Raw genomic sequence first — 21,325 nt, forward strand, 5'->3', positions numbered from 1 at the left:
CATGGCCGCCACCGATCCCTCCCCGTCCACCCCACGGTTACCTGTGAACGGGAAGACTCCGGCCGAGCCGCTGTCCGAGGCGCCTTTGGCCGATCGAGGTCAGGAGGCCGCCGTAAGCACCGTGAGGACCAGGACGCAACGGCCGGGGCACGACTACGTCCGAGGCGGCATGCGCTTCGCCGGCGAGGTGACCGCCTGGGTCTGCACCCCCTGGGCCCTGTGGTCGCACTCCATCCTGCTGGCGATCGGCGCCGTCCTGCTGCTGATCGGGCCGCCTGCCGTCTTCAGCACCCCGGGCGACCGGCCCGGCAAAGACGCGCCCGTTGCGGTGCCGGGCATCGTCACCATCTTGCTGGTCGTGCTCCATCTGGTGGCGGCGGCAGCGTCTGCGTGGGCGCTGTGGGGGACGTGGATCGCCGCAACGGTGACTGTCCTGTGCCTGGTCGTGCCGTTCACCGAACTACCCCGCTGGCGAGCCCTGTTGAGTGCGACCCACGATCGAACTGAGCGCCCGGCGCGCCGGTGACCGCGGAGACCCGGGCTCTCTGTTGTGCACTTCGGGCGTGACCTGTGCCCTGCCCCCGCTCTGCACCGCGGGGACGATGCAGGCCCGTGCCGGGCCATCGCCCCGCAGGAAGTCCGGCACGGAACAAGATCAGCACGCACCCGGACATCCTGCCCACGAACATCACCGGGCTCAGGACCTACAACTCGACGCATTCCGAAACGATCGGTCGACCATCTCGGCCGTACGCGGGCCTAGGAACCTTCGGGTCCTCTCGCTACCCTCCGCCGCATGATTCCCACGGTGGTATGGGGCACCGGCAATGTCGGCCGCGCGGCCATCCGCGCCGTCGAGGCGCACCCGGCGCTGGAACTCGCGGCAGTCCTCGTGCACGACCCGGCCAAGGCCGGGCGCGACGCGGGTGAGCTGGCCGGCATGGGCCGACGCCTGGGGGTGGCGGCGACCGACGACATCGCCGCCGTGCTGGCCGCCGGCCCGCGGGCGGTGGTGTACGCGGCCTCCGGCGACCTTCGGCCGGACGGCGCCCTCGCCGACGTCAGCCGGGCGATCAGGGCTGGGGCAGTGGTCGTCACCCCCTCGCTGTATCCGCTCTACGACCAGCGCGGTGCGCCGCCCGAGTTCCGGGACCCGGTGCTGGCCGCCGTCGCCGAGGGCGGCGGATCACTGTTCGCCTCGGGCGTCGACCCCGGGTGGGGCAATGACGTCCTGCCCCTGCTGGTCAGCGGACTCGGTACCGTCGTCGACGCCGTCCGCTGCCAGGAGATCTTCGACTACTCCACGTACGAGCAGGAGGAGTCCGTCCGGTATCTGGTGGGGATGGGCCAGCCGATGGACTACGAGCCGCTGATGCTCGCGCCCTCCGTACCCACCATGGTGTGGGGCGGGCAGATCCGGCTGATGGCCCGAGCGCTCGGCGCCGAACTCGACGACATGCACGAGACGTTGGACCGCCGCGCCCTCGACAGCACGGTCGTCACCCGCACGATGGGCGTCTTCGAGGCCGGCACACAGGGTGCGGTGCGGTTCGAGGTGCGGGGCATCGTCGGCGGCGAGCCGCGCATCGTCATCGAGCACGTCACCCGTATCCACGCGTCGTGTGCTCCCGACTGGCCGTCGCCGCCCGGCGGCGGCGACGGCGCACACCGCGTGATCATCGAGGGCCGCCCCCGGATCGAGGTCACCGTCGAAGCCACCGACGAGGACGAGAACCGCTCCGCCGGCGGGAACGCCACCGCGGTGGGTCGTCTCGTCGGCGCCATCGACTGGCTCGCGCACGCGGATCCAGGGCTCTACGACGCGCTCGACGTCCCGCTGCGTCCCGCAGTCGGCCGACTCGGAAGGACATGACCATGCGGATCGACATCCCCGAGGGCCAGGAACCGATCGGATACGTGTGGGGCGAGATGGTCCCCGGCATCGGCATGGCCGCCGCGAACTTCTCCCTGTCGGTGTACGAGCACACGACGCTGGGACTGCGGGAGTTCGAGGCGGCGCGGCTGCGCATCGCGCAGATCAACGGATGCCTGTTCTGCCAGGACTGGCGCACGGAACGCGAGGGCCGGAAGGTCGAGGAGGGGTTCGCCGACGCGGTCACCCGGTGGCGTACCACCGACGCCTTCGACGACCGCACCCGGCTGGCCGCAGAGTACGCCGAGCGGTACGCCCTGGATCACCACGGCCTCGACGACGAGTTCTGGACCCGGATGACCGCGCACTACAGCCAGCGCGAGATCGTGGAGCTGAGCATGAGCATCGGCTCCTGGCTGGCGTTCGGCCGGCTCAACCACGTGCTGGGCCTCGACTCCGTGTGCGTGCTGCCCGCCCCCTGAGCCGGGCCCGGCCGGGGCCCGCCGCTACAGATCGGTGGCGATGATCTTCTCGATGTTCCGTTCGGCGAGAGCCGTTATGGTGACGAACGGATTGACGCTGGTGTTGCCGGGGATCAGCGCGCCGTCGATGACGTAGAGGCCCGGATGCCCGTGCAGGCGGCCGTAGTTGTCGGTGGCACGGTTGAGCACCGCGCCGCCGAGCGGGTGGTACGTGAGGTGGTCGCCCCAGATCTTGTAGGTGCCGAAGAGGTCGGTCCGGTAGATCGTGCCCTCCTTGGCGTTGATCTTGTCGAAGATGGTCCTGGCCATGTCGATGGACGGCTGCTTCCAGGCGGTCTGCCAGTTCAGCTCGACCCTGCCCGACGCGGCGTTCCACGAGAACCGGGCCCGGTTGGGGTTCTTGGTGATCGACAGATAGAACGAGGCGTAGGTCTCGATCCCGGTGGGCAGTGGCGCGACCTCGGCGAACGCCCCGCCGGCGGCCCAGTTGTCGATGCCGGCGCAGGGGATGCTCGACTGGAGGCTGCCGGTGGGGTCCCACAGGTGGTTGGCGCGCCCGCACATGACGTTGCCGTTGTCGCCCCACCCCTTGCCGATCTCGTCGTCGAGGCGGGGCAGCGCGCCGGTGGCCTTCAGCCTGACCAGAAGCTTGCTGGTGCCCACGCTGCCGGCCGCGAAGAACACCCGGTCCGCGGTCACCGTCTTGGTGGCCGTGGTGCCGCCGCCGGTGTCGAGCTGGTCGATGACGACCGTGTAGCCGCCGCCGGCCGCGGGGGAGACCGAAGTGACCTTGTGCAGAGCCGAGATGTGGACCTTTCCGGTCGCCCTGGCCCGCGCGAGGTACGTCTTCTGCAGTGACTTCTTGCCGTAGTTGTTGCCGTAGAGGATCTCGCCGGCCAGCGCCGACCTGGGGACGGTGCCGGCCGCCTCCTGCTCCATGTACGCCCAGTCGTACACGTCCGGCACGAAGACGAACGGGAAGCCGGAACGCTGGGCGTGCTTGCGGCCGACCCGTGCGTACTGGTAGCACTCGGCGGTCTCGAACCAGGCCGGGTCCACGGTCGCGACCCCGAGGCCCGCGTTGGCGCGGGGGTAGTAGGTGCCGTACATCTCGTCGGCGTCGACCGAAGGGAGGACGGCGCCGAAGTTCTCACGCCGGGGTGTGACCGCCATGCCGCCGTTGACCAGCGAGCCGCCGCCCACGCCGCGGCCCTGGTAGACGATGATGCCGCCCATCTCCTCGGCGTCCAGGATCCCGGTGTAGCGGGGGACGTCCTTGTCGATCGGGAAGCCCAGGAAGTTGCTGAGGGGCTGCTTGGTCCTGGTGCGCAACCAGTAGGAGCGGTGGTCGGGACTGGTGGTGTTGGCGAAGATCCTGCCGTCCGGGCCGGGGGTGTCCCAGGCCATGCCCATCTCGATCATGTGGACGTCGACGCCTGCCTGGGCGAGCCGCAGGGCGGCGACGGAACCGCCGTACCCGGTGCCGATCACCAGCGCGGGGACATGGGCTCCCGGCGTGATGGGACCGGATGCGGCGGCGGTGGGTGCCGGGACCGCAGCGGCGGGGCCCGTCAGCGCCACGGCACCAAAAATAGAACCTGTTCCAGCGATGAATCTACGGCGCGAGACACCCCTGAGATCGTTGTCCTGCAAGGGATTCTGGTTCATTTGCGGTTCCTCACTCTCTGATGAGTGAGAACAGGTTCTACTGTTAGTTGCGTATTAAGTCACTACATACCTTCAGGTAACTTGCGCCCGGTGACGACGGTGCCACGCGTGGCCGGGATGCGCCGTGCCGTCCGGACTTCGATGCTGGAAGGGCGGGGGCCCCGATCGGCGGAGGACGGCCATGGCGAAGGACAAGAAGCTTTCCGAGGGCGACGAGGTCTCGTGGCGCAGCCACGGGCAGACCGTGCCGGGAAAGGTCACGAAGAAGATCACCCGGCGTACCGGGGCGGCCGGACGCACCGTCGACGCCTCACCGGAGGACCCTCAGTACGAGGTGGAGAGCGACAAGTCCGGACGGTCGGCCGTGCACAAGCCCGAGTCCCTGCGCAAGAGGGGCAAGCGCGCATGAGCGGACAGGGTGACGGCGACCGCGAGGAGACACTCGCCGCGTTCGGCGAGGTCGTGAACATGACGCCCGGCGAGCTGGAGAAGTGGCTGGAGACCGACGAGTCCCGGAGCGTCGGGCAGAAGGACGGCGGCGAGAGCGTCGGGCACGCCTCGGGACGCCGCATCGTCCGGCTGCTGCGGGCCCGGAAGGCCGATCTGACCGAAGACGACCTCGCCCACATGCGCAAGGTGGTCGGCTATGTCCACCGGCACCGCGCGCAGCGGCCGCAGGGGGACGTCACGGACACGCCGTGGCGGCACTCCCTCATGAACTGGGGCCACGATCCCGGGAAGTGAGCGAGGGCCGGTCCGAGGCAGGCCAGAGATACGGCAGGTCGTCGGGGACTCCGGGGAAACGGGCCGCGTAGAACTCCGGGGCCTTGCGCACCAGGGCCGACTGGTGGCTGCGGTGGAAGGCGGGATCGCCCAGCCAGGGCGGCAGTTCCCCGTTGTCGGCGAGTTCGTCCTGCGGGCGCACGGGGAGGCCGGGACGGTGCGCGGACAGGTCGCCGACCAGTGAGGCGGCGCACGTGTCGCCCCGGCCGAGGGCCGTCCACACCCCGCAGACCTCCAGGCCGTAGCGCACCAGCGCCTCCTCGTAGCCGTGCCACATGCGCACCGCGGGATGGTGGCGCCAGCCGTAGCCGGGCACGGTCAGTCCGCGCAGCACCTGGAGTGCCTCGACGCGCTGCTTGCCCAGACGGCGCAGGTCCAGGACCGCGGCGGACTCGGTGAAGTCGGGGTAGGGAAGAAAGGTCTGCACGTCTCATCCGTACCGTGCGCGTGCCGTGTCCAGACGGCCGATTCGGGTGGACGCGGGCCCGCCCTCGCGAGGTGACGTCCCGCCGTCAGGACGTCACCTGGGTGCGGGCGGCCGTCAGGATCTCGTCGGAGAGCGGGTCGCCCTTGACGGCGCGCGCGAGCATCAGGGCGCCGACCAGGGTGCTGAGTCTCGCGAGGCCGTCGTCGTCCGCGGTCGCGAGCCACGCGGCGAAGCGGCGCACCCCTTCCGTGTAGGTCTCGTGCGCGGTGCTGTCGTGTGGGCTGCGGGACATGTCCGCGGCGAGCGCGACCGTCGGGCAGCCGCCGGCCGGATCGTCGCGGTGCTCGGGGGAGAGGTAGTAGTCGATCAGGTCGCCGCGGGCGGCCGCGGGGTCGCCGCCGTGGGCCCCGAGGGCGTCGCCCAGCCGCTCCTCCAGGGAGGTGAAGGCGTGCGCGGTGGCCTCGTCGACCAGGGCCTCCTTGGAGGCGAACTGCTTGTAGAAGCCTCCGTGCGTCAGGCCCGCCGCCTTCATCAGGTCGGCGACGCTGACTCCGTCGGTGCCCTGCTCGCGGAAGAGGCGAGAGGCGCTGGCGACGACACGCTGCCGGTTCTCGCGTGCCTGGTCCTTCGATACGCGGCCCATGAGCCACCTCCCACGAATGGATGCCGAGTGACATCTATCCTACGGCCTCCCCTTCCCTTTTTAGATTATGGAGGTAATCTAAATGTGAGGTGCGGCCGCCCGGTCGTGCCGGTACCCCCGAAGGGACTGCACCATGGACCTGACCAACGCCGTCGCGGTCGTCACCGGAGCCAACCGGGGCCTCGGTCGCCATCTCGCCGAACAACTGCTCGCGCGCGGCGCCAAGGTCTACGCCGCCGCCCGCCGCCCGGAGACCGTCGATCTGCCCGGCGCGATCCCGCTGCGCCTCGACATCACCGACGCCGAGTCGGTCCGGGAGGCCGCCCGCACGGCGTCCGACGCGACGCTCCTGGTGAACAACGCCGGCATCTCCACCCAGACACCGCTCGTCTCCGGCGACTGGGAGTCCGTGCGGCTCGAGATGGAGACCCACTACTTCGGGACCCTGCGGGTCACCCGCGCCTTCGCCCCCGTCGTCGAGGCCAACGGCGGCGGCGCGATCCTCAACGTCCTCTCGGTCCTGTCCTGGCTGCACCCCGCCGGTCTCGGCGCCTACAGCGCGGGCAAGGCGGCGGCCTGGTCCCTGACGGACTCGGTACGCGAGGAGCTCGCCCCGCGCGGCATCCAGGTCACCGCGCTGCACGTCGGCTACATGGACACGGACATGGCCGCCCATGTGGACCCGGCGCAGAAGTCCGACCCCGCGGCCGTCGCCGCCCAGGCCCTGGACGGCCTCGAGAAGGGCGCCCCGGAGGTGCTGGCGGACGAGCTGACCCGCCAGGTCAAGCAGGGTCTGGGGGTGCTGACCGGCTGACCTCGCGATGCGGAGCTCAGTCGGCGGGCATCCGCCAGGCGAGTTCGGCGGCCCGTGCGGTGGCGTGGCTGGTGAAGACCTGATCGAGGCCGATCACGCGGAAGCTCCTGCCGACGCGATCGGGCACCGCGGCCAGGGCCATGCCCGCCCGGGCCTCCAGCGCGCGGTCGCGGGCGGCGATCAGCGCGGTGATGCCGCTCGAGTCGCAGAAGGTGATGCCGGTCGGGTCGATGACCAGCTGCCGGCCCGCCCGCAGCGCGAGACCGGGCAGGAGCGCCCGGACGTCGGGAGCGTTGCGGTGGTCGAAGGTGCCGACCAGCTCGATGACCGGGCCGCCGGCGTGTTCCGCGTCTTGACCTCCAGTCGGCTCACTCCTGCTCCTCACCGGGCTGTCGGGGCACGTTGATCGCCAGCACGGCGGTGTCGTCGTCCACGCCCGGGCCGAACGTGTCGAGCAGGTCACGAATCGCGGCGACGGCGTTCGTGGCCGTGGTCGGGGCCAGGGCGTGCGCGAACTCCAGGAGGGCCTCGTCGCCGTAGCGGTCGCCCGCGGCGGCGATGTGCGCCTCGGTGAGACCGTCGGTGTACAGGAGCAGGGTGTCTCCCGGGTCCAGACGCAGCGAGGTGGTGCTGATGTGCGCGTCGGGCAGCACACCGATCAGCTGCCCCCCGGGTGTGGGCAGGTAGTCCGTACTGCCGTCGGCGCGCATCAGCAGGGCGGGCGGATGCCCGCCGCTCGCCAGAGTGATGCGGAAGCCGCCCTGGTCGCCGTCCGGGGTGAGCAACCCGAGGATGACCGTGCAGAAGCGCGGGTCGGGTCCCTGGTATTCATGGTTGAGGACGGTGTTCAGGTTGCCGAGCACCGCGGCCGGATCAGGGTCGTAGACCGCCGCGGCACGCAGCGTGTAGCGGGCCAGCGAGGTCACGGCCGCCGCGGCGGCGCCCTTTCCGCAGACGTCGCCGAGGAACAGCCCCCAGGTGCCGGAACCGAGCGGGAACAGGTCGTAGAAGTCGCCGCCGACCTCGTCCGTGGACGCGATGTGGTAGTACGCGGCCACGTCCAGGCCTGGCACGTCCGCCAGGGTGGGCGGCAGCAGCGTCCGCTGCAGGGTGTCGTTCAGGCGTGTGAGGCGTTCCCGCTCCCGCTCGGACTCCTGACGGGCACGCAGCAGCTCGGTCTCGTAGGCGCGGCGGGCACGGGCGTCGAAGACAGTCGTTCGGATCAGGACCGGATGTCCGTCGCCGCCCGTCTTCACCGTCGACGTCACCAGCACCGGCAGCCGGCTGCCGTCCGCTGCCTTCAGCTCCAGTGCGATGCCGCTGACCTTGCCCTGCATCCGCAGCAGGGGGGCGTAGTGAGTCTCGTGGTAGAGACGGCCGCCCATCGTGAGCAGGTCGGAGAACCGCTTGTGTCCCACCAGCTCGTCCCGGTCGTAACCCAGCCAGTTCAGCAGGGTGGCGTTGACCTTGGCGATCTGGCCGTCCAGCAAGGTGGAGACGTAGCCGCACGGCGCGTTCTCGTACAGGTCCTCGGCGCTGTCCTCGAGAAGCGCCGAGAACAGCGCCGCCTCGTTTGGTGCGCCGCCCTGGTCCGCGTCCCGGCCGTCCTCCTCGCACATCATCGAAGCGCGCCGGCGCGGGCACTGGTGACGGTCCCGTGCGGGGTGCCAGGCCGGGGGCAGCGGGGCGTCACGGCGGGCCCGAGGGGTCGGGGTGCGTGGGCCGGACCTCCCCGGTGGACGAACGGACCACGGACGAGCCCGGGGACCGCGGCGGGCGGGCACTCGCCGATCGCTCGCCCCGGTTCTCCGCTGCGTACGTCCATGCGCCCCATCCTCGCAGACGCCCGACCGGTTCACCTGCCTCGTGTTCCCTCCGAGGCACCCCGCGCAGCGGCACCGAGCCCATGAGGCCAAGGGTGCCCCTCCGCCGGCCGGCGCCCCGCCCGAAACAATGCCGCGGACCGGTGATCCACCCCGGCGTCGCCCCTCACTCCCGCTCAACCGCCCTTCCCGGCGACCTCTCTGCACTGAAGCCCCTGATGGGGGTAGACGCAGCGAAACGGGGTCACGAGCACATGCGAAAGGATGACCATGAGCGGATCGTCGATGAAGGCTGTGGGCTGGGCTCGTTCCATGCCCCTCTCCCGCGGTGTCAACGAGGCGCGGCAATGGGCCCGCGAGCACTTGGACGCGCTCGGATGGACCACGACCGCGCCCGAGACCACGGACGCGGTCCTGCTGACGGTCTCGGAGCTGGTGACCAACGCGCACGTGCACGCGCACAGCAGCGCGCAGTTGCTGCTCACCTGGGACACCGACTGCCTGCACGTGAGCGTGCACGACTCCTCGCCCAAACTGCCCGAACCCCGCCCGGCGGACACGGAGGCCCTCGGCGGACGGGGCATGTTCCTGGTCGACGCGCTGGCCGACACCTGGCAGGCCCGGCGCTGCCCCAACGGAAAGACGGTCACGGCCTGTTTCCGCCTCCCCGAGGAGAGCCGGACCGCCGAGAAGGCATGACGCCGCTACGGGTCCGACCCGTCGCCCGGCCTGCCGCTCCTGCGGGATGCGTACCTCAAGGGGTCGGGCCGGGGCGGGGCGGTTCGCCGCCGGGAGGCGCCGGAGGGTTCGCCCGGCACGGACGGCACACCGGGCGGTCCGTGCCCCGCTCGTCCCCCCTGCCGGGTCAGTGCGACAGGGCGAAGGAGACGAGGAAGCCCCCGACCGTGATCAGACCGATGGCGAGGTGAGCTTCGTCGAACGCCTCGGGGATCATCGTGTCGGCGATCATCGCGAGGATGGCTCCGGCGGCCACGGCCGTGACCCCAGCGACGACGGAGGTGGAGAGCTGGCCCACGACGCTGTAGCCGAGTACCGCCGCGATCGTGCTAGCGGCGGCGATCGCCGACCACACCCCGAAGACGTAGGCCTTTCCGCGCCCCGCCTTCTTCATCCCGGCGGAACTGGAGAGCCCCTCGGGCACGTTGCTGATGAACACCGCGGCGACCGTGACCATGCTCACCGCGCCGCCGTCCAGCAGACTGACACCGATCACCGCGGACTCCGGCACACCGTCCAGCAGGGCGCCCAGCGCCAGCGCCGTTCCGGAACCGGCCTGGTCCGCCTCGGTGGGCTGCGCCTTCTGCGCGGCGTTGCCCGAGCGCTTGCGGTGCCGGGCACCGCGCCGGGCGAGCCACATGTTCCCGCCCGTGTAGGCGAGCGCCCCGCCCAGGGCCCCGATCGCGGCAGGCGCGAGACCCGCCTGGTCGTAGGCCTCGCCCATCAGCTCGTAGGCCACCGCCGAGAGCAGAACTCCGGAGCCGAAGGCCATCACCGAGGCGATCACCTTCGGCGGCACCCGCAGTCCGTATCCCAGCGCGGCGCCCAGAAGGAGCGCCGACCCGGCCACCAGACCCCACAAACCCGCCTGCATCACATCTGCCACGCCGCACCGCCTACCCTGGCCGAAGCCCGTTCATGGCTGAGACGTATCCGACCGTTCGAGCATGGCGTACCGCAGCGGAATCCGGTCCTCGACGAGGCCGTCCCGGGGGTTCTGGTGGCGCACCGCAGGAGCGTTCGCACCGCGGCCGACGCCGGACTGACGCATGCAGCCGGCCCCGGGGTCCGGTGGGGGCCGGCTGCCGGGGAGGCTCAGGCCGTGTGGAGCGTGAGGCCGTAGCGGTTCAGGATCTCGTTGACCGGCTGGTACCAGGTCTCGCCGCCGCTGCCGCAGTTGCCCCAGCCGCCCGAGGTGACGCCCTGCGCCTGGTCGCCGCTGATGAAGGACCCGCCCGAGTCCCCGGGTTCGGCGCAGACGCTCGTCTTCGTCATCTGGCGCACGGCGCCCTGGCTGTAGTTGACCGTCTCGTTCTTGGCGAGGACGGTGCCGCAGTGCCAGTGCGACGTCGATCCCGACCGGCAGATGGAGGCGCCGACGGGCGCCTCACCCGAGCCGCGGACGAGCTGGTCCGAGACGGTGCCCCAACCCAGCACGACGGGCACGGTCCACCAGCCGCTGCCGACGTTGACCCAGGCGTAGTCGTTCTCGGGGAAGGAGGAGCCCTGGAAGTTGCCGATGTAGCTGCGGTCCCAGCCGCTGACTCCGGCGCCGGCCTGGCCGCAGTGTCCTGCGGTGACGAAGCCCCCGTACACGGAGAAGCCGATGGAGCAGCGGACGTTGCCCGTGTAGTACGGGTCGCCGCCCACCGTCCCCGCTGCGAAGGTGCGCGGCGCCTGCCGCGTCTCGCGAACGGCTACCGGACCCGTCTTGCGGGCCTTGTCCAGGAATGACTGGACATCGTTGTCATCCTTCTGGGACGTGACCACACCGACGACGACGGAGTTGCTCCGGGGGTCGACGTGCCAGCTGCTGACCCCGGCGGGGGCGTCGAGCGCGTCGAGCCGTGTCAGGGTGGCATCCAGCTGCCGCAGGCTGTGCTCGACGAGGGTCACCCCGGCGCCGGTGGCCCGTACGGCGTCCCGGCGCCGGGCGTCCGTGACGGCGACCGTGAGTCTGCCGGTCTTCGCCTCGAACCAGGAGCCCCCGTACGAGGTGCCTGCGGCGCGGCGGGCGGCGCGGTCCACGCTCCGCGCCGTCGTCTCGGCCTCGAGCCGCGCGGTGGCCTCGGTCCTGGACAGGCCGAGGTCCCGCTGCATTGCGGTGATCAGGGATGCCGAGGCGGGTGCCTCGGTGCCGGAGGCGGCGGGCGTGCCGGCCGCCGACGCCTGGGTGGTGAGGCCGGCCGCCACGGTGCTCAGCAGCAGGGCCGCGGACAGGCAGGAGCGCAGAACTGTCGTGCGTCTCAAGGGAGTTGCCTTTCGTCGTTCCGGACGTGGGGGGAGTGGAGCGGAAGGGCGGTGAGAGCGCTCTCAGATCGTGCGCCCACGAGCGTAGCGGTCGATCATGGACAGGTCCATGCCAATGCGGGGACTTCATTCACTGCCGTGCCCGAGCCGGGACGAAGCTCATTTCGTATGGCGGACTGGCACGCACCCACCCGCGGCAGCGGGGGGCGGGCAGGCGGCCACGCACGCGAAAAAGCGGCGGCCGAGCGGGGGCATCCCGCTCGGCCGCCGGTCGTGAAGGGGGGCTACGGCAGCAGCTTGTCCATGGCGGCCGGACCGTCCTCCGCCAGCCTGCGCTCGGCCCAGGCCAGGTTCTTCGGATTGACATCACGGCCGGCGGCGAGCACCAGGTCCTCGGCGGACACCTCGCCGCCGGCACCGGTGTGCAGGAGGGCGTCCGGGGTGGTCGCGTCGTCGGACGGGGAAGGCGAACCGGGCTGAGTCTTCGACATGGTGTTCTCCCTGGTCGACCTGATCTGTCCCACGGGTACCGCTGGCCCGCGGGAGTGCACTCCTGGCCTCCGGGGTCACCTGGTGCCGGCTCCCGGAGACGTGAAGCCGTGGACGTAACTCGTATTGTTCACTTTCCCGGCAATCCCTGCACTCCGGACTCCGCGCGCGGGGGCGGCACCGGACCTGACACCGCGGCGATGCCGGAGCGGCCCAGGGCACGCCAGGACCCCGTTCGGCCGTACAGCAATGTCGGTTGTCGGTTCCCGAGGTGATGGTGAAGAGACCGCAACCGTACGACTGATGGGAGCTCGTAATGCGTATCCGCCTGATGACCGCGGCCGCCCTCGCCACCGTGTCCGTCCTGGCCACCGCCGGGGCAGCCGCCGCGGACTCCGATGCCACCGGTGTCGCGGTCGGCAGCCCGGGTGTGCTGTCGGGCAACGTCATCCAGGTGCCGGTGCACGTCCCGGTGAACCTGTGCGGCAACTCGATCAACGTGGTGGGCGCACTGAACCCGGCGTTCGGCAACACCTGCAAGAACGGCTGACCTCAGGTGACCCGGGCTCAGCGGTGATCATCGCGCGGCCCGTCGATCCAGCGGTTCCGAAGGCCCGGGGCGTCGCCCCGGGCCTTCCCGCTGCTCGCGGGTCAGCCCCGATGTGTGCTCAGCGCGGCGAGTGCCCGGTCGGCGTGCACGCTCATCCGCAGTTCGCTGCGGACCACCTCGAGGACCGTGCGGTCCTTCGCGATCACGAAGGTGATCCGCTTGGTGGGGGCCATGGAGAAACCGCGCTTGACGCCGAACCGCTCCCGGACGGTGCCGTCGACGTCGGACAGCAGCGGGAACCCGAGGGTGTGGCGTCCGGCGAATTCCCGCTGGCGGTCGACGGGGTCGCCGCTTATGCCCACCGGTCGCGCTCCGGCCGCGGCGAACTCGGCGGACAGATCACGGAAGTGGCACGCCTCGGAGGTGCAGCCGGGGGTGAGGGCGGCCGGGTAGAAGAACAACACCACCGGGCCGCCGTCCAGCAGTTCGGACAGACGCCGGGGCGTGCCGGTCTCGTCCGGCAGGGTGAAGTCCTCGACCTGGTCGCCCACGTCCACGCGACTCGTCATGACAGGCCTTTCTGGTTCTTGGCGACACCGCGTGCCCACAGCACGAGCGGCACCTGCATCGGAAGCCGGGCGTAGGCGGCGGCCCTGAGAGGTGCGGGGCGGTGACGCCGGTCGAGCGCCATCCGGACGTTGGCGGGGAACACGCCGACGAAGAACGCGGCGGTGGCCAGTGCGGCGGCACGGCGCGTACGGGGCAGGGCCACGCCCGCCGCCAGGGCCAGCTCGACGGCGCCGCTCGCGTACGTCCAGGTCCGCGGCGTGCCCGGAAGTGAGCGGGGGATGGTGTCGTCGAACTTGCTCGGGGCGGCGAAGTGGATGACGCCCGCCGAGGCCAGCAGGCCGGCGAGCAGCAGGGGTGAGCGTTCCGACCTGGGCACGGTTTCTCCTCTGAGGGGCCTGCCGCGCGATATTACTGGACGGTAGGGAGTAGTGGGCGGGTCGCACCCTTTTCGTGGGAGCGGTACGCGGGACCCCGGGCGGCGAGCCGGACACGGAGGCCGTGACGGGACAGTGGCCCTGATCGCCGGCCCGAAGACCCCGACCCGGGCGGACGCCCACCCAGCCGGAGGCTACTCGAACCGCGAGGGGTCGCCCGCTCCGCGCCGTACGATCTCGGCCTCGCCGCCGGAGAAGTCGATGACGGTCGTCGGCTCGGTACCGCAGTCCCCGGAGTCGACCACCGCGTCCACGACGTGGTCGAGACGTTCCTTGATCTCCCAGCCCTGGGTCAGCGGTTCGTCCTCGTCGGGCAGCAGCAGTGTGCTGGACAGCAGCGGCTCACCGAGTTCGGCGAGCAGGGCCTGCGCGACGGCATGATCGGGGATGCGGACGCCCACGGTGTGCTTCTTCGGGTGGAGCAGCTTGCGCGGCACCTCCTTCGTCGCGGGGAGGATGAAGGTGTAGCGGCCGGGCGTGGACGCCTTGATGGCGCGGAAGACGTCGTTGTCGACGCGTACGAACTGGCCGAGCTGCGCGAAGTTCTCGCACACGAGGGTGAAGTGGTGACGGTCGTCGAGTCGACGGATCGTACGGATCCGGTCGATGCCGTCCCGGCTGCCCAGTTGGCAGCCCAGCGCGAAACAGGAGTCGGTCGGATAGACCACGAGCGCGCCCGAGCGGATGCTGTCCGCCACCTGGCTGATGGTGCGCTGCTGAGGGTTGTCGGGGTGCACATCGAAGTACTTCGCCATCCGTCGAGCTTATGCTCTCGGCTGCCGAGGCCGACGCAGGCCCGGGCCGATCCTCGCGCCGACGGCCCGTCCTGCCGTCCCGGCCGAGGCCCCGTCCCGGCCGTGGGCACGCTCTCCCCCGAGCGGGCCACAACGGTGCCGTCCGCGTCCGTCAGTCCCTGAGCCGGTCGATCTGTCTGATCTTGTTGGTCGCGTCGAGGGCGGCCACCTTGTAGGACTCGGCGAGGGTCGGGTAGTTGAAGACGGCGTCGACGAGATAGTCGACCGTGCCGCCGCACCCCATGACGGACTGGCCGATGTGGATCAGCTCGGTGGCGCCGGTACCGAAACAGTGCACGCCGAGCAGTGTGCGGTCGTCGGGGGAGACCAGCAGTTTCAGCATGCCGTGCGAGTCGCCGATGATCTGGCCGCGGGCGAGTTCGCGGTAGCGCGAGACGCCGACCTCGAACGGCACGCACTCCTGGGTGAGTTGGTCCTCGGTCCGGCCGATGAAGCTGATCTCGGGGATGGTGTAGATGCCGATCGGCTGGAGGTCGTGCATCCGGTTCACCGGCTCGCCGCAGGCGTGGTACGCGGCGGTACGGCCCTGCTCCATCGAGGTCGCGGCCAGTGCCGGGAAACCGATGACGTCGCCGACGGCGTAGATGTGCGGCACCTCGGTGCGGTAGTGCTCGTCGACCGTGATCCTGCCGCGCCGGTCGGCGGACAACCCGGCCTTGCCCAGGTCGAGTTCGTCGGTGAGGCCCTGGCGCCCCGCGGAGTACATGACGGCGTCCGCGGGAATCTTCTTTCCGCTCTCCAGGACGGTGAGCGTGCCGCGGGGATGACGCTCGACCGCGGCGACGGTCTCCCCGAAGCGGAAGGTGACGGCCAGGTCGCGCAGGTGGTACTTGAGTGACTCGACGACCTCGACATCGCAGAAGTCGAGCATCCCGGGCCGCTTCTCGACCACAGTGACCTTGCTGCCGAGTGCGGCGAACATGGAGGCGTACTCCATGCCGATCACGCCGGCGCCGACGATGACCATGGAGCGCGGCACACGCTCCAGGTGGAGGACGTTGTCCGAATCCATGATCGTCCGCTCGTCGAACTCGACGGTGGCGGGCCGGGCGGGGCGCGTGCCGGTCGCGATGACGATGTGCTCGGCGCTCAACAGCCTCTCGTGACCGTTCACTTCGCGCAGGGCGACGGTGTGGTCGTCCACGAAGCGGCCGGTGCCCCCGAACAGGGAGACGTGGTTGCGGGACAGCTGGCTGCGGATGACGTCGACCTCGCGGCCGACGACGTGCTGGGTGCGTGCGGTCAGGTCGGAGACGGTGATGTCCTCCTTGAGCCGGTAGCTCTGGCCGTACAGATCGCGTTGGGTGAGGCCGGTGAGGTAGAGCACCGCTTCACGCAGTGTCTTGGAGGGGATCGTCCCGGTGTGGATGGAGACCCCGCCGACCATCTCGGGGCGGTCGACGACGGCGACTCGGCGGCCGAGTTTGGCTGCGGCGATGGCAGCTTTCTGGCCGCCGGGGCCGGATCCGATGACGAGCATGTCGAAGTCGGGCACCCTCGGGAGTCTGACAGGCCGACGGCCCGTCGCGGAAGAGCGGAGCCCCGAACGGCGTCGTCACGCGCGGTCCTTTCCGCGGCCGGAGAGCCGTCTGTACCAGCGGCACCGCTGCGGTCCGGGAGCCCTCGGCCTCCCGGACGGGAGGGGACCGGCCCGGATGGGAGGGGACCGGCCCGGATGGGAGGGGACCGGCCCGGATGGGAGGGGACCGGCCCGGATGGGAGGGGACCGGCCCGGATGGGAGGGGACCGGCCCGGATGGGAGGGATTTCCGCCGACCCGGACCGGAGGGGTCCGTTCCAAAACCGGACCGGGGGCCTGGCCCGGACCGGGTCCGTCCCGGCCCGGGTCCGTCCCGGCCCGGGCCGGAGGTCTTCGACCCGGCATGGACCGGACGGACCGCCCCGGACCGGGGGCCAGGCCCAGCCTGGACCGAAAGGTCCGTCCGGGACGGATGACGGATGGGTCCGTCCCGGACGGATGACGGATGGGTCCGTCCCGGACGGATGGGTCCGTCCCGGCCCGGATGGGTCCGTCCCGGCCCGGACCGGATGGACCGGGCACGCCCAGTCGGCGAGCGGCGGCGCCTCGGCGCAGTGGTCTTCTCGCCGCTCCTCTCGTCACCCGTCGCTCTTCTCGTCACCCGTCTGCCTGCCGGTGGCAGAGCTGCCCTCCTGCGGTCGGATCCGTACGCCGTACTCCCCGGCGCTCCACCGCGTCCCGCACCCGCGGGTGCCGGCTCGGCCGGCGCTGTGGGCGGAGCCGGAACGGCCGGGAGGAACGCTGCCTCCCGGCCGCGGGGCTCCCCGTGGCGGGGCCGTCAGCGGGTGAGGCAGGCCTGTGACAGGTGGTGTGTCCCACATCTCTGACGTGGGACTCTCCCGGCTGCCCATTGATCGATCACGTTGGCGTAGGGTCCTCCCGTGGTCGGCCCCGGCTCGGCGGTCGGCCTCGTCATGCAGCCGATCCTTCAGGAGTCCAGTCCCGTGCCCGCTCTTCCCACCGCACCGGCGCCGATCTACGACCGCCTCGTCGACGAGCAGGGCGATGTCCTCGCGAGCGTCCGGCAGGCTGCGCACGAAACCGAACGCACCGCCGAGAACGTGCTCGACTTCGGCGTCCTTGAGCCGACCGGGCAGCTGCCCGGGGCCTGACCTCGCGGCGGCAGCGTCCGTGTGTGATCCCGTACGCGGGCAACCGCCACGCGGACCGGTGCACGACCTGACCACCCCCGCGCCCCGCGCGCACTGTCAGGCGGCTTCGTCGAACTCCTCCGGGACGTCCTCCTCGAGGTCCTGCCCGGCGGCCGGCTTCTCCTTCACCCGCAGCACGGCCCAGCTGAACGCCCACACCGGCGCGAGACACCAGGGCCCGGCCAGACGTACCCCCCACCAATGGCCGTCGGCTGGAGGGCCGCTTCGGCTGCTGCGGCCGACATGGCGAGGGCCAGCGTCCAGCACACGAGCCTGCCCGTGATCGGATGAAACCCGCGGCCCCGCCCGACCCCGCCACCCCTGACACCACGACACGTGCCGGCCGCCGTGCTCAGTCCCCCAGCGCGATCCGAACCGCCTCGGCGGGTGTGGACACCTCCGTCAACAGCGCTGTCCCGGACGAGGAAACTGCCTCCGCCGGGGGACCCCAGCCGGCGAGCACGGCAACGGGTTTGCCCGCGCGGAGAGCGAGCGCGACCTCGCTGAGGGTGCCCCAACTGCCTCCCACCGCGATGAGGGCGTCGCAGGCGTTGACGAGGACACCGTTGCGGAGTTCACCGAGGCCGGTGGCCACGGCGACACTCAGGTGCCGGTTCCCGGCGCTGCGGTCGCAACCGGGGAGCAGGCCCACGACCGTTCCGCCCGCGGCCCCGACGCCCTCGGCGCAGGCCTCCATGACGCCTCCCAGCCCACCGCAGAGCACCACCGCACCCCGCCGTCCCAGCAGCGAGCCGACTTCCCGGGCCAGCTCCGTCTCCCGTGCGCCCGCCTCGCCCGGTCCGGCGACAGCGACGTACGAGGGCGGGCGTTCGGTCTCGGTCTCCGGCACGAGGACCTCCGGGCGGAAGGAGTGGCAGGCCGGTACGGCTCAAAAGGTCGGCGCGAGGCGCGGTGGGCACGGGTGATGGAGACGTACCCGGTTCGGACCAATCGAAGTATTCCTTGACGAGAATATGCGCTGCGGAGAATACTCATGGCTCATGGACGCACTCCTCATGGACGCACTCCTCACCGCCCTGGCCGATCCCGCGCGCTGGCGGCTCGTGTGCCTGCTCGCCGAGCGGCCCCGTCCGGTAGGTGTCCTGGCCCAGCTGGCCGAGGCGCGCCAGCCGCAGACGACCAAACACCTGCAGACCCTGGAGCGCGCAGGCATCGTCACCTCACAGCGCACCGGACAGCGCCGCATCTACGCGCTCAGGGCCGCACCCCTGCGTGACCTGGCGGCGGTGCTCGGCCGGCTCGCCGACACCGTTGACCAGGACGGCGGCCCGCGCGCGACCTACGACAGGTACGGGACCGGCCTCCGTACGGAGCGGCTCGCCGCGCACGAGCCGGGGTGGGCCGACGGCCGCTCGTTCGGCTTTCGCCGGTCACTGACCGGGGGCCCCGAGCAGGTCTGGCGCCACCTGACGGAGACCTCCCTGCTCGCCCGGTGGTGGACGCCCGACGACCTCCGCGTCTCCGAGCTCCTCTTCGAGGCGCGAGAGGGCGGCCTGATCGTCCACGAGTACCGCGACGCCGAGGACGCGGACGGCTCCGACGTGGTCGCCGGGCGTGCGGAAGGAGTCGTCGACGAGGTGCGCCCCGGAGAGCGCCTCGCCTACCGGCTCTCCCCGCTGCTGCCCGACGGCGGTCCGGCCTTCACCGCGCACGTCGACTTCGGCCTCCGGCCCACCGGGACCGGCACGGATCTCGACGTGCACTGGCGGATCACCGACAGCACCGTCGACTCGGCCGACTTCATCGCCGGGATCGAGATCGGCTTCGGCCAGAGCCTCGACAAGCTCGCGGTCGCCCTCGCCGCGGACGCGCCTGACACCGACGGCACTTCCACCGACACAAGGAGCACGACATGACGGAGCAGACCGGCGGCCGCCGGGTCGTCACCAACATGAGCCTCTCCCTCGACGGCCACTGTGCCCGGCGCGACCCGCGGGACATGGGCTGGGTGATGCCGTACGCGCACACCGACGTCGCCCGTGACCACTTGGCGGCCCTCCACGCGTCGGCGACGACGGCCCTGCTCGGACGGGTCAACGCCGAGGGGTTCCTCGGTTTCTGGCCCAACGTCATCGGCGTGGAAGGGGTCGACTCCCGCGACGAGGCCTTCGCGAAGTGGCTCGTCGGCACCGACAAGGTGGTCCTTTCCTCCACCCTCGACGGTGCGCCCTGGGAACGGACGGCGATCGTCGACAAGCCCACCTCCGACGTGGTTGCGGACCTCCGGTCGACCGAGGGCGGCGACATCCTCGTGCTTTCCAGCGCGAGTGTCGTCAAGGCGCTCCTGGCAGCCGACGAGGTCGACAGGCTTGCACTCACGGTCTTTCCGGTCTTTCTCGGCGAAGGACCGCGTCTCTTCGACGACGGTCTGCCCGCCGGGCAATGGGACCTGGTCAGCCAGACGGCGGGGGAGCACGGCACGTTGGCCCTCGTCTACGACCGGGTGCGCTGAGCGTACGACCGGGTGCGTTGAGGGGCCCCGGTCGATGTGACCTGGGCGGCGAGCCGTCGTGGGGGAGGGACCCCGACCCGCGTCGGAGTCCCTCCCGCATGCCGGGACGAACCGGTGTGGCTGATTCCGCCCATGGCGGTGCGGTGCGGCGGGCGGCGCTGTGGGGGCCGGACGGTGGTGCTGTCGCAGTCAACGCTGGTGCGCGTCCCGGTTCCGGGGCGAACCCTGGGCTTGGGCGAGTTCTGCCGTGTTCTGCCGTGTTCTGCTGCCAAGAGGGGGCCGACGCGTCCGTGTGGGGTGACGGTCGCAGACAACTGCTTTCTCGAATCGGTAACGCGTGCGCGTCACCGAGAGCGCAGGTGTGCAGACCGTCAAGGAGGACGGCGGGGGTTGCCGGCACACTCGCTGGTCCGTGCGAAGGGACTCTGTGCGGAGGGGCAGCCGAGCGGAGGGGGGACCCGGAGTCGGTGCACTGGTCACCGGCCGGTCGCTCGCCCGTTGGGAGTTGGTCGGGTCACGTCCGGCACTGTGGGTGTGCCGGTGTCGGACGAGGAAGAAGCCGGTCCCGGCTACGGCTTGGTGAGCGTGATGACGTCGGTGGTGAAGACGGCGCGGTCGTTCTGCCGGCCGGTGACGCGCACGGCCGGCGCCTCCACGGGGCCGGGCTGAAGCGTGGTCTCGATCATGAGCGGAGCGCGGAGTTCGGCGTAGCTGTGGAACTCCGTGACGAGGGTCGTGGTGAGGGGGTTGGCGGCGACGTGGTGGGCGTGGGTGGCCTGGCGTGCGGCCTCGACCAGGACCATGCCCGGGTAGTGGTCGCCCCCGTGGTCGAACAGGACCGGGTGGCAGGGGTCGGGGTTGAGGAGCCAGCGGTGGGCATCGCCGGTGGGGGAGAGGACGACGTCGAAGGGGTTGAGCTTGCCCACCACGCCGGGCAGTGCGAGCACGTCGGGGTGGGGCCGGCCGAAGGGGTCTGCCGCGGGCGGGAGCGTGTCGCCGCTGGTGCCGGCGGCGCGGAGCCGGCGGTAGGTGGCGGGGGTGAGGCAGGTGAACCTCCCGCCGCCCGTGGCGTAGGGGCGGCCGTCGTTGCCCGTGATGGTGATCTGCATGCGGAACTCCGCCAGACGTCTCCCCTTGCGGACCACGTCGGTGCAGGTGGCGTGCAGGGTGAGATCGGTCGGCAGTGCACCGATGGTCATCTGTTCCGGGTGCGTGGTGACGGTGAGGTCATGGAGGAGGAAATGGTGCCCGAGGGGGACGCCGAGTTCGGCGTGGGCCAGGTAGAGACCGGTCTGACGAATGGTTTCTGCCGCCTGCAGAGCGTCGTGGTGGGCGCCGTCGGGAGTCGTGAAGAACGTATGGGCGCGGGGCCACTGCCCGGTGAGGGCGTAGTTCGCGTCGTCGCGTCTGAGGCAGCCGGTGAGAAAGACCTCGGCGTGGCTCGCCCGGTGGACGTACTCGCGGGGGACGGTGGTGGTGAGCCCACCGGGTGCGACGGGCCCGGTCGGTGTGGCGGGCGGCGTGAGAGGCCCGGTCGACATGGCCGGTATCAGCGGTACTGCCGGTGCGGAACGCCCGTCGGGCGCGGTGGAGTCGTGTGCCGGGTGAATGGTCAGGAGGGTCATCGCGTGCCGCCTCTTTCCGCGTCTGCGCAGGAGTGGATGGGACGGTGCAGGAAGTTCAGGATCGATAAGATACGGACCCACCGGTTTTGTTTTCAAGGTATTTCGACGAAACAGTTCTGGCGAGAACCGGACGGTGCTCCACCGGTTAAAGCGGCGCAACCTCTTCCGGTACGGGCGG

The 21,325-nt window shown here is 71.0% G+C and carries 25 protein-coding genes; 11 read left to right on the forward strand and 14 right to left on the reverse strand.

Features of this window, described 5'->3' with window-relative positions; translation table 11 throughout:
* Window position 1: 1 nt before the first annotated feature.
* From AC0ZLC_RS19215 to AC0ZLC_RS19225, 3 genes are all read left to right on the forward strand, one after another.
* Window positions 2–526, forward strand: coding sequence for a hypothetical protein (locus AC0ZLC_RS19215; RefSeq protein WP_476753192.1), 525 nt, complete (start codon window positions 2–4; stop codon window positions 524–526).
* Window positions 527–796: 270 nt separating this feature from the next.
* Window positions 797–1,873 carry an NAD(P)H-dependent amine dehydrogenase family protein gene (locus AC0ZLC_RS19220; protein ID WP_476753193.1) on the forward strand — a complete coding sequence of 359 codons (1,077 nt, stop codon included), beginning with the start codon at window positions 797–799 and terminating at the stop codon, window positions 1,871–1,873.
* Between the two features lie 2 nt (window positions 1,874–1,875).
* A complete protein-coding gene (locus AC0ZLC_RS19225; RefSeq protein WP_476753194.1) occupies window positions 1,876–2,355 on the forward strand; it encodes a carboxymuconolactone decarboxylase family protein in 480 nt (159 codons plus the stop codon).
* 24 nt (window positions 2,356–2,379) lie between these two features.
* Here the strand turns inward: AC0ZLC_RS19225 and AC0ZLC_RS19230 are convergent, their stop codons facing one another.
* Complete coding sequence (locus AC0ZLC_RS19230) at window positions 2,380–4,023, reverse strand: GMC oxidoreductase (protein WP_476753195.1); 1,644 nt, start codon at window positions 4,021–4,023, stop codon at window positions 2,380–2,382.
* A gap of 181 nt (window positions 4,024–4,204) precedes the next feature.
* On the opposite strand from AC0ZLC_RS19230, the gene AC0ZLC_RS19235 reads away from it, so the two are divergent.
* Both AC0ZLC_RS19235 and AC0ZLC_RS19240 read left to right on the forward strand, forming a co-directional pair.
* On the forward strand, window positions 4,205–4,432 hold the full coding sequence (locus AC0ZLC_RS19235) for a hypervirulence associated TUDOR domain-containing protein (RefSeq protein WP_476753196.1): 228 nt from the start codon (window positions 4,205–4,207) through the stop codon (window positions 4,430–4,432).
* Window positions 4,429–4,767, forward strand: a complete 339-nt coding sequence (locus AC0ZLC_RS19240; protein WP_476753197.1) for a DUF3140 domain-containing protein — start codon at window positions 4,429–4,431, stop codon at window positions 4,765–4,767. Before AC0ZLC_RS19235 ends, AC0ZLC_RS19240 begins: the two co-directional genes overlap by 4 nt.
* Here the strand turns inward: AC0ZLC_RS19240 and AC0ZLC_RS19245 are convergent.
* Together AC0ZLC_RS19245 and AC0ZLC_RS19250 are read right to left on the reverse strand one after the other, a co-directional pair.
* On the reverse strand, window positions 4,736–5,233 hold the full coding sequence (locus AC0ZLC_RS19245) for an MSMEG_6728 family protein (protein WP_476753198.1): 498 nt from the start codon (window positions 5,231–5,233) through the stop codon (window positions 4,736–4,738). The two genes, AC0ZLC_RS19240 and AC0ZLC_RS19245, sit on opposite strands and share 32 nt — an antisense overlap.
* A gap of 85 nt (window positions 5,234–5,318) precedes the next feature.
* Entirely contained in the window at window positions 5,319–5,876 is a 558-nt protein-coding gene (locus AC0ZLC_RS19250) for a TetR/AcrR family transcriptional regulator (protein ID WP_476753199.1), read from the reverse strand.
* A 133-nt stretch (window positions 5,877–6,009) separates the two neighbouring features.
* Here AC0ZLC_RS19250 and AC0ZLC_RS19255 point away from each other — a divergent pair, with 133 nt between their 5' ends.
* Window positions 6,010–6,690, forward strand: a complete 681-nt coding sequence (locus AC0ZLC_RS19255) for an SDR family oxidoreductase (RefSeq protein WP_476753200.1) — start codon at window positions 6,010–6,012, stop codon at window positions 6,688–6,690.
* Between the two features lie 16 nt (window positions 6,691–6,706).
* On the opposite strand, the gene AC0ZLC_RS19260 is transcribed toward AC0ZLC_RS19255, so the two are convergent.
* Both AC0ZLC_RS19260 and AC0ZLC_RS19265 read right to left on the reverse strand, forming a co-directional pair.
* Window positions 6,707–7,075: an STAS domain-containing protein gene (locus AC0ZLC_RS19260; protein WP_476753201.1), complete on the reverse strand. Its 369-nt coding sequence runs from the start codon at window positions 7,073–7,075 to the stop codon at window positions 6,707–6,709.
* The gene (locus tag AC0ZLC_RS19265; RefSeq protein ID WP_476753202.1) at window positions 7,059–8,312 is read right to left on the reverse strand and encodes a SpoIIE family protein phosphatase; all 1,254 of its coding nucleotides are present in this window, start codon (window positions 8,310–8,312) and stop codon (window positions 7,059–7,061) included. The genes AC0ZLC_RS19260 and AC0ZLC_RS19265 overlap by 17 nt, the downstream gene beginning before the upstream one ends.
* A gap of 471 nt (window positions 8,313–8,783) precedes the next feature.
* Between AC0ZLC_RS19265 and AC0ZLC_RS19270 the strand changes: the two genes are divergently transcribed.
* On the forward strand, window positions 8,784–9,212 hold the full coding sequence (locus AC0ZLC_RS19270; protein WP_476753203.1) for an ATP-binding protein: 429 nt from the start codon (window positions 8,784–8,786) through the stop codon (window positions 9,210–9,212).
* A 166-nt stretch (window positions 9,213–9,378) separates the two neighbouring features.
* Here the strand turns inward: AC0ZLC_RS19270 and AC0ZLC_RS19275 are convergent, their stop codons facing one another.
* The 3 genes from AC0ZLC_RS19275 to AC0ZLC_RS19285 form a co-directional block, all read right to left on the reverse strand.
* Window positions 9,379–10,137, reverse strand: coding sequence for a ZIP family metal transporter (locus AC0ZLC_RS19275; RefSeq protein WP_476753204.1), 759 nt, complete (start codon window positions 10,135–10,137; stop codon window positions 9,379–9,381).
* 209 nt (window positions 10,138–10,346) lie between these two features.
* Entirely contained in the window at window positions 10,347–11,501 is a 1,155-nt protein-coding gene (locus AC0ZLC_RS19280) for a S1 family peptidase (RefSeq protein WP_476753205.1), read from the reverse strand.
* A gap of 284 nt (window positions 11,502–11,785) precedes the next feature.
* Window positions 11,786–11,992 carry a hypothetical protein gene (locus AC0ZLC_RS19285; protein ID WP_358853256.1) on the reverse strand — a complete coding sequence of 69 codons (207 nt, stop codon included), beginning with the start codon at window positions 11,990–11,992 and terminating at the stop codon, window positions 11,786–11,788.
* A gap of 314 nt (window positions 11,993–12,306) precedes the next feature.
* Between AC0ZLC_RS19285 and AC0ZLC_RS19290 the strand changes: the two genes are divergently transcribed.
* Window positions 12,307–12,540: a chaplin gene (locus AC0ZLC_RS19290; RefSeq protein WP_476753206.1), complete on the forward strand. Its 234-nt coding sequence runs from the start codon at window positions 12,307–12,309 to the stop codon at window positions 12,538–12,540.
* A gap of 101 nt (window positions 12,541–12,641) precedes the next feature.
* Here AC0ZLC_RS19290 and AC0ZLC_RS19295 read toward each other — a convergent pair whose 3' ends face one another.
* From AC0ZLC_RS19295 to sthA, 4 genes are all read right to left on the reverse strand, one after another.
* Window positions 12,642–13,109 (reverse strand): peroxiredoxin, encoded by a 468-nt coding sequence (locus tag AC0ZLC_RS19295; protein WP_476753207.1) that lies wholly within the window; start codon window positions 13,107–13,109, stop codon window positions 12,642–12,644.
* Window positions 13,106–13,486 carry a DoxX family protein gene (locus AC0ZLC_RS19300; RefSeq protein ID WP_476753208.1) on the reverse strand — a complete coding sequence of 127 codons (381 nt, stop codon included), beginning with the start codon at window positions 13,484–13,486 and terminating at the stop codon, window positions 13,106–13,108. Before AC0ZLC_RS19300 ends, AC0ZLC_RS19295 begins: the two co-directional genes overlap by 4 nt.
* Before the next feature lie 192 nt (window positions 13,487–13,678).
* Window positions 13,679–14,299, reverse strand: a complete 621-nt coding sequence (locus AC0ZLC_RS19305; protein ID WP_476753209.1) for an L-threonylcarbamoyladenylate synthase — start codon at window positions 14,297–14,299, stop codon at window positions 13,679–13,681.
* Window positions 14,300–14,450: 151 nt separating this feature from the next.
* Window positions 14,451–15,854, reverse strand: a complete 1,404-nt coding sequence (sthA, locus tag AC0ZLC_RS19310) for a Si-specific NAD(P)(+) transhydrogenase (protein ID WP_476753210.1) — start codon at window positions 15,852–15,854, stop codon at window positions 14,451–14,453.
* Between the two features lie 925 nt (window positions 15,855–16,779).
* Here sthA and AC0ZLC_RS19315 point away from each other — a divergent pair.
* A complete protein-coding gene (locus AC0ZLC_RS19315; protein ID WP_476753211.1) occupies window positions 16,780–17,010 on the forward strand; it encodes a hypothetical protein in 231 nt (76 codons plus the stop codon).
* 391 nt (window positions 17,011–17,401) lie between these two features.
* Here the strand turns inward: AC0ZLC_RS19315 and AC0ZLC_RS19320 are convergent, their stop codons facing one another.
* On the reverse strand, window positions 17,402–17,899 hold the full coding sequence (locus tag AC0ZLC_RS19320; RefSeq protein ID WP_476753212.1) for a TIGR00725 family protein: 498 nt from the start codon (window positions 17,897–17,899) through the stop codon (window positions 17,402–17,404).
* A gap of 166 nt (window positions 17,900–18,065) precedes the next feature.
* Here AC0ZLC_RS19320 and AC0ZLC_RS19325 point away from each other — a divergent pair, with 166 nt between their 5' ends.
* The gene (locus tag AC0ZLC_RS19325; protein WP_476753390.1) at window positions 18,066–18,926 is read left to right on the forward strand and encodes a metalloregulator ArsR/SmtB family transcription factor; all 861 of its coding nucleotides are present in this window, start codon (window positions 18,066–18,068) and stop codon (window positions 18,924–18,926) included.
* Entirely contained in the window at window positions 18,923–19,522 is a 600-nt protein-coding gene (locus tag AC0ZLC_RS19330; protein WP_476753213.1) for a dihydrofolate reductase family protein, read from the forward strand. The genes AC0ZLC_RS19325 and AC0ZLC_RS19330 overlap by 4 nt, the downstream gene beginning before the upstream one ends.
* A 569-nt stretch (window positions 19,523–20,091) precedes the next feature.
* On the opposite strand, the gene AC0ZLC_RS19335 is transcribed toward AC0ZLC_RS19330, so the two are convergent.
* Window positions 20,092–21,147, reverse strand: a complete 1,056-nt coding sequence (locus AC0ZLC_RS19335) for a ScbA/BarX family gamma-butyrolactone biosynthesis protein (RefSeq protein WP_476753214.1) — start codon at window positions 21,145–21,147, stop codon at window positions 20,092–20,094.
* Between the last annotated feature and the right edge of the window lie 178 nt (window positions 21,148–21,325).

The sequence above is a fragment of the Streptomyces sp. GLSS-08 genome (assembly GCF_056387915.1).

Coding starts and splice junctions, on each gene's coding strand:
- AC0ZLC_RS19215 (WP_476753192.1), top strand. CDS start 2: ATGGCCGCCACCGATCCCTCCCCGTCCACCCCACGGTTACCTGTGAAC.
- AC0ZLC_RS19220 (WP_476753193.1), top strand. CDS start 797: ATGATTCCCACGGTGGTATGGGGCACCGGCAATGTCGGCCGCGCGGCC.
- AC0ZLC_RS19225 (WP_476753194.1), top strand. CDS start 1,876: ATGCGGATCGACATCCCCGAGGGCCAGGAACCGATCGGATACGTGTGG.
- AC0ZLC_RS19230 (WP_476753195.1), bottom strand. CDS start 4,023: ATGAACCAGAATCCCTTGCAGGACAACGATCTCAGGGGTGTCTCGCGC.
- AC0ZLC_RS19235 (WP_476753196.1), top strand. CDS start 4,205: ATGGCGAAGGACAAGAAGCTTTCCGAGGGCGACGAGGTCTCGTGGCGC.
- AC0ZLC_RS19240 (WP_476753197.1), top strand. CDS start 4,429: ATGAGCGGACAGGGTGACGGCGACCGCGAGGAGACACTCGCCGCGTTC.
- AC0ZLC_RS19250 (WP_476753199.1), bottom strand. CDS start 5,876: ATGGGCCGCGTATCGAAGGACCAGGCACGCGAGAACCGGCAGCGTGTC.
- AC0ZLC_RS19255 (WP_476753200.1), top strand. CDS start 6,010: ATGGACCTGACCAACGCCGTCGCGGTCGTCACCGGAGCCAACCGGGGC.
- AC0ZLC_RS19265 (WP_476753202.1), bottom strand. CDS start 8,312: ATGATGTGCGAGGAGGACGGCCGGGACGCGGACCAGGGCGGCGCACCA.
- AC0ZLC_RS19270 (WP_476753203.1), top strand. CDS start 8,784: ATGAGCGGATCGTCGATGAAGGCTGTGGGCTGGGCTCGTTCCATGCCC.
- AC0ZLC_RS19285 (WP_358853256.1), bottom strand. CDS start 11,992: ATGTCGAAGACTCAGCCCGGTTCGCCTTCCCCGTCCGACGACGCGACC.
- AC0ZLC_RS19290 (WP_476753206.1), top strand. CDS start 12,307: ATGCGTATCCGCCTGATGACCGCGGCCGCCCTCGCCACCGTGTCCGTC.
- AC0ZLC_RS19295 (WP_476753207.1), bottom strand. CDS start 13,109: ATGACGAGTCGCGTGGACGTGGGCGACCAGGTCGAGGACTTCACCCTG.
- AC0ZLC_RS19305 (WP_476753209.1), bottom strand. CDS start 14,299: ATGGCGAAGTACTTCGATGTGCACCCCGACAACCCTCAGCAGCGCACC.
- AC0ZLC_RS19325 (WP_476753390.1), top strand. CDS start 18,066: ATGGACGCACTCCTCACCGCCCTGGCCGATCCCGCGCGCTGGCGGCTC.
- AC0ZLC_RS19330 (WP_476753213.1), top strand. CDS start 18,923: ATGACGGAGCAGACCGGCGGCCGCCGGGTCGTCACCAACATGAGCCTC.
- AC0ZLC_RS19335 (WP_476753214.1), bottom strand. CDS start 21,147: ATGACCCTCCTGACCATTCACCCGGCACACGACTCCACCGCGCCCGAC.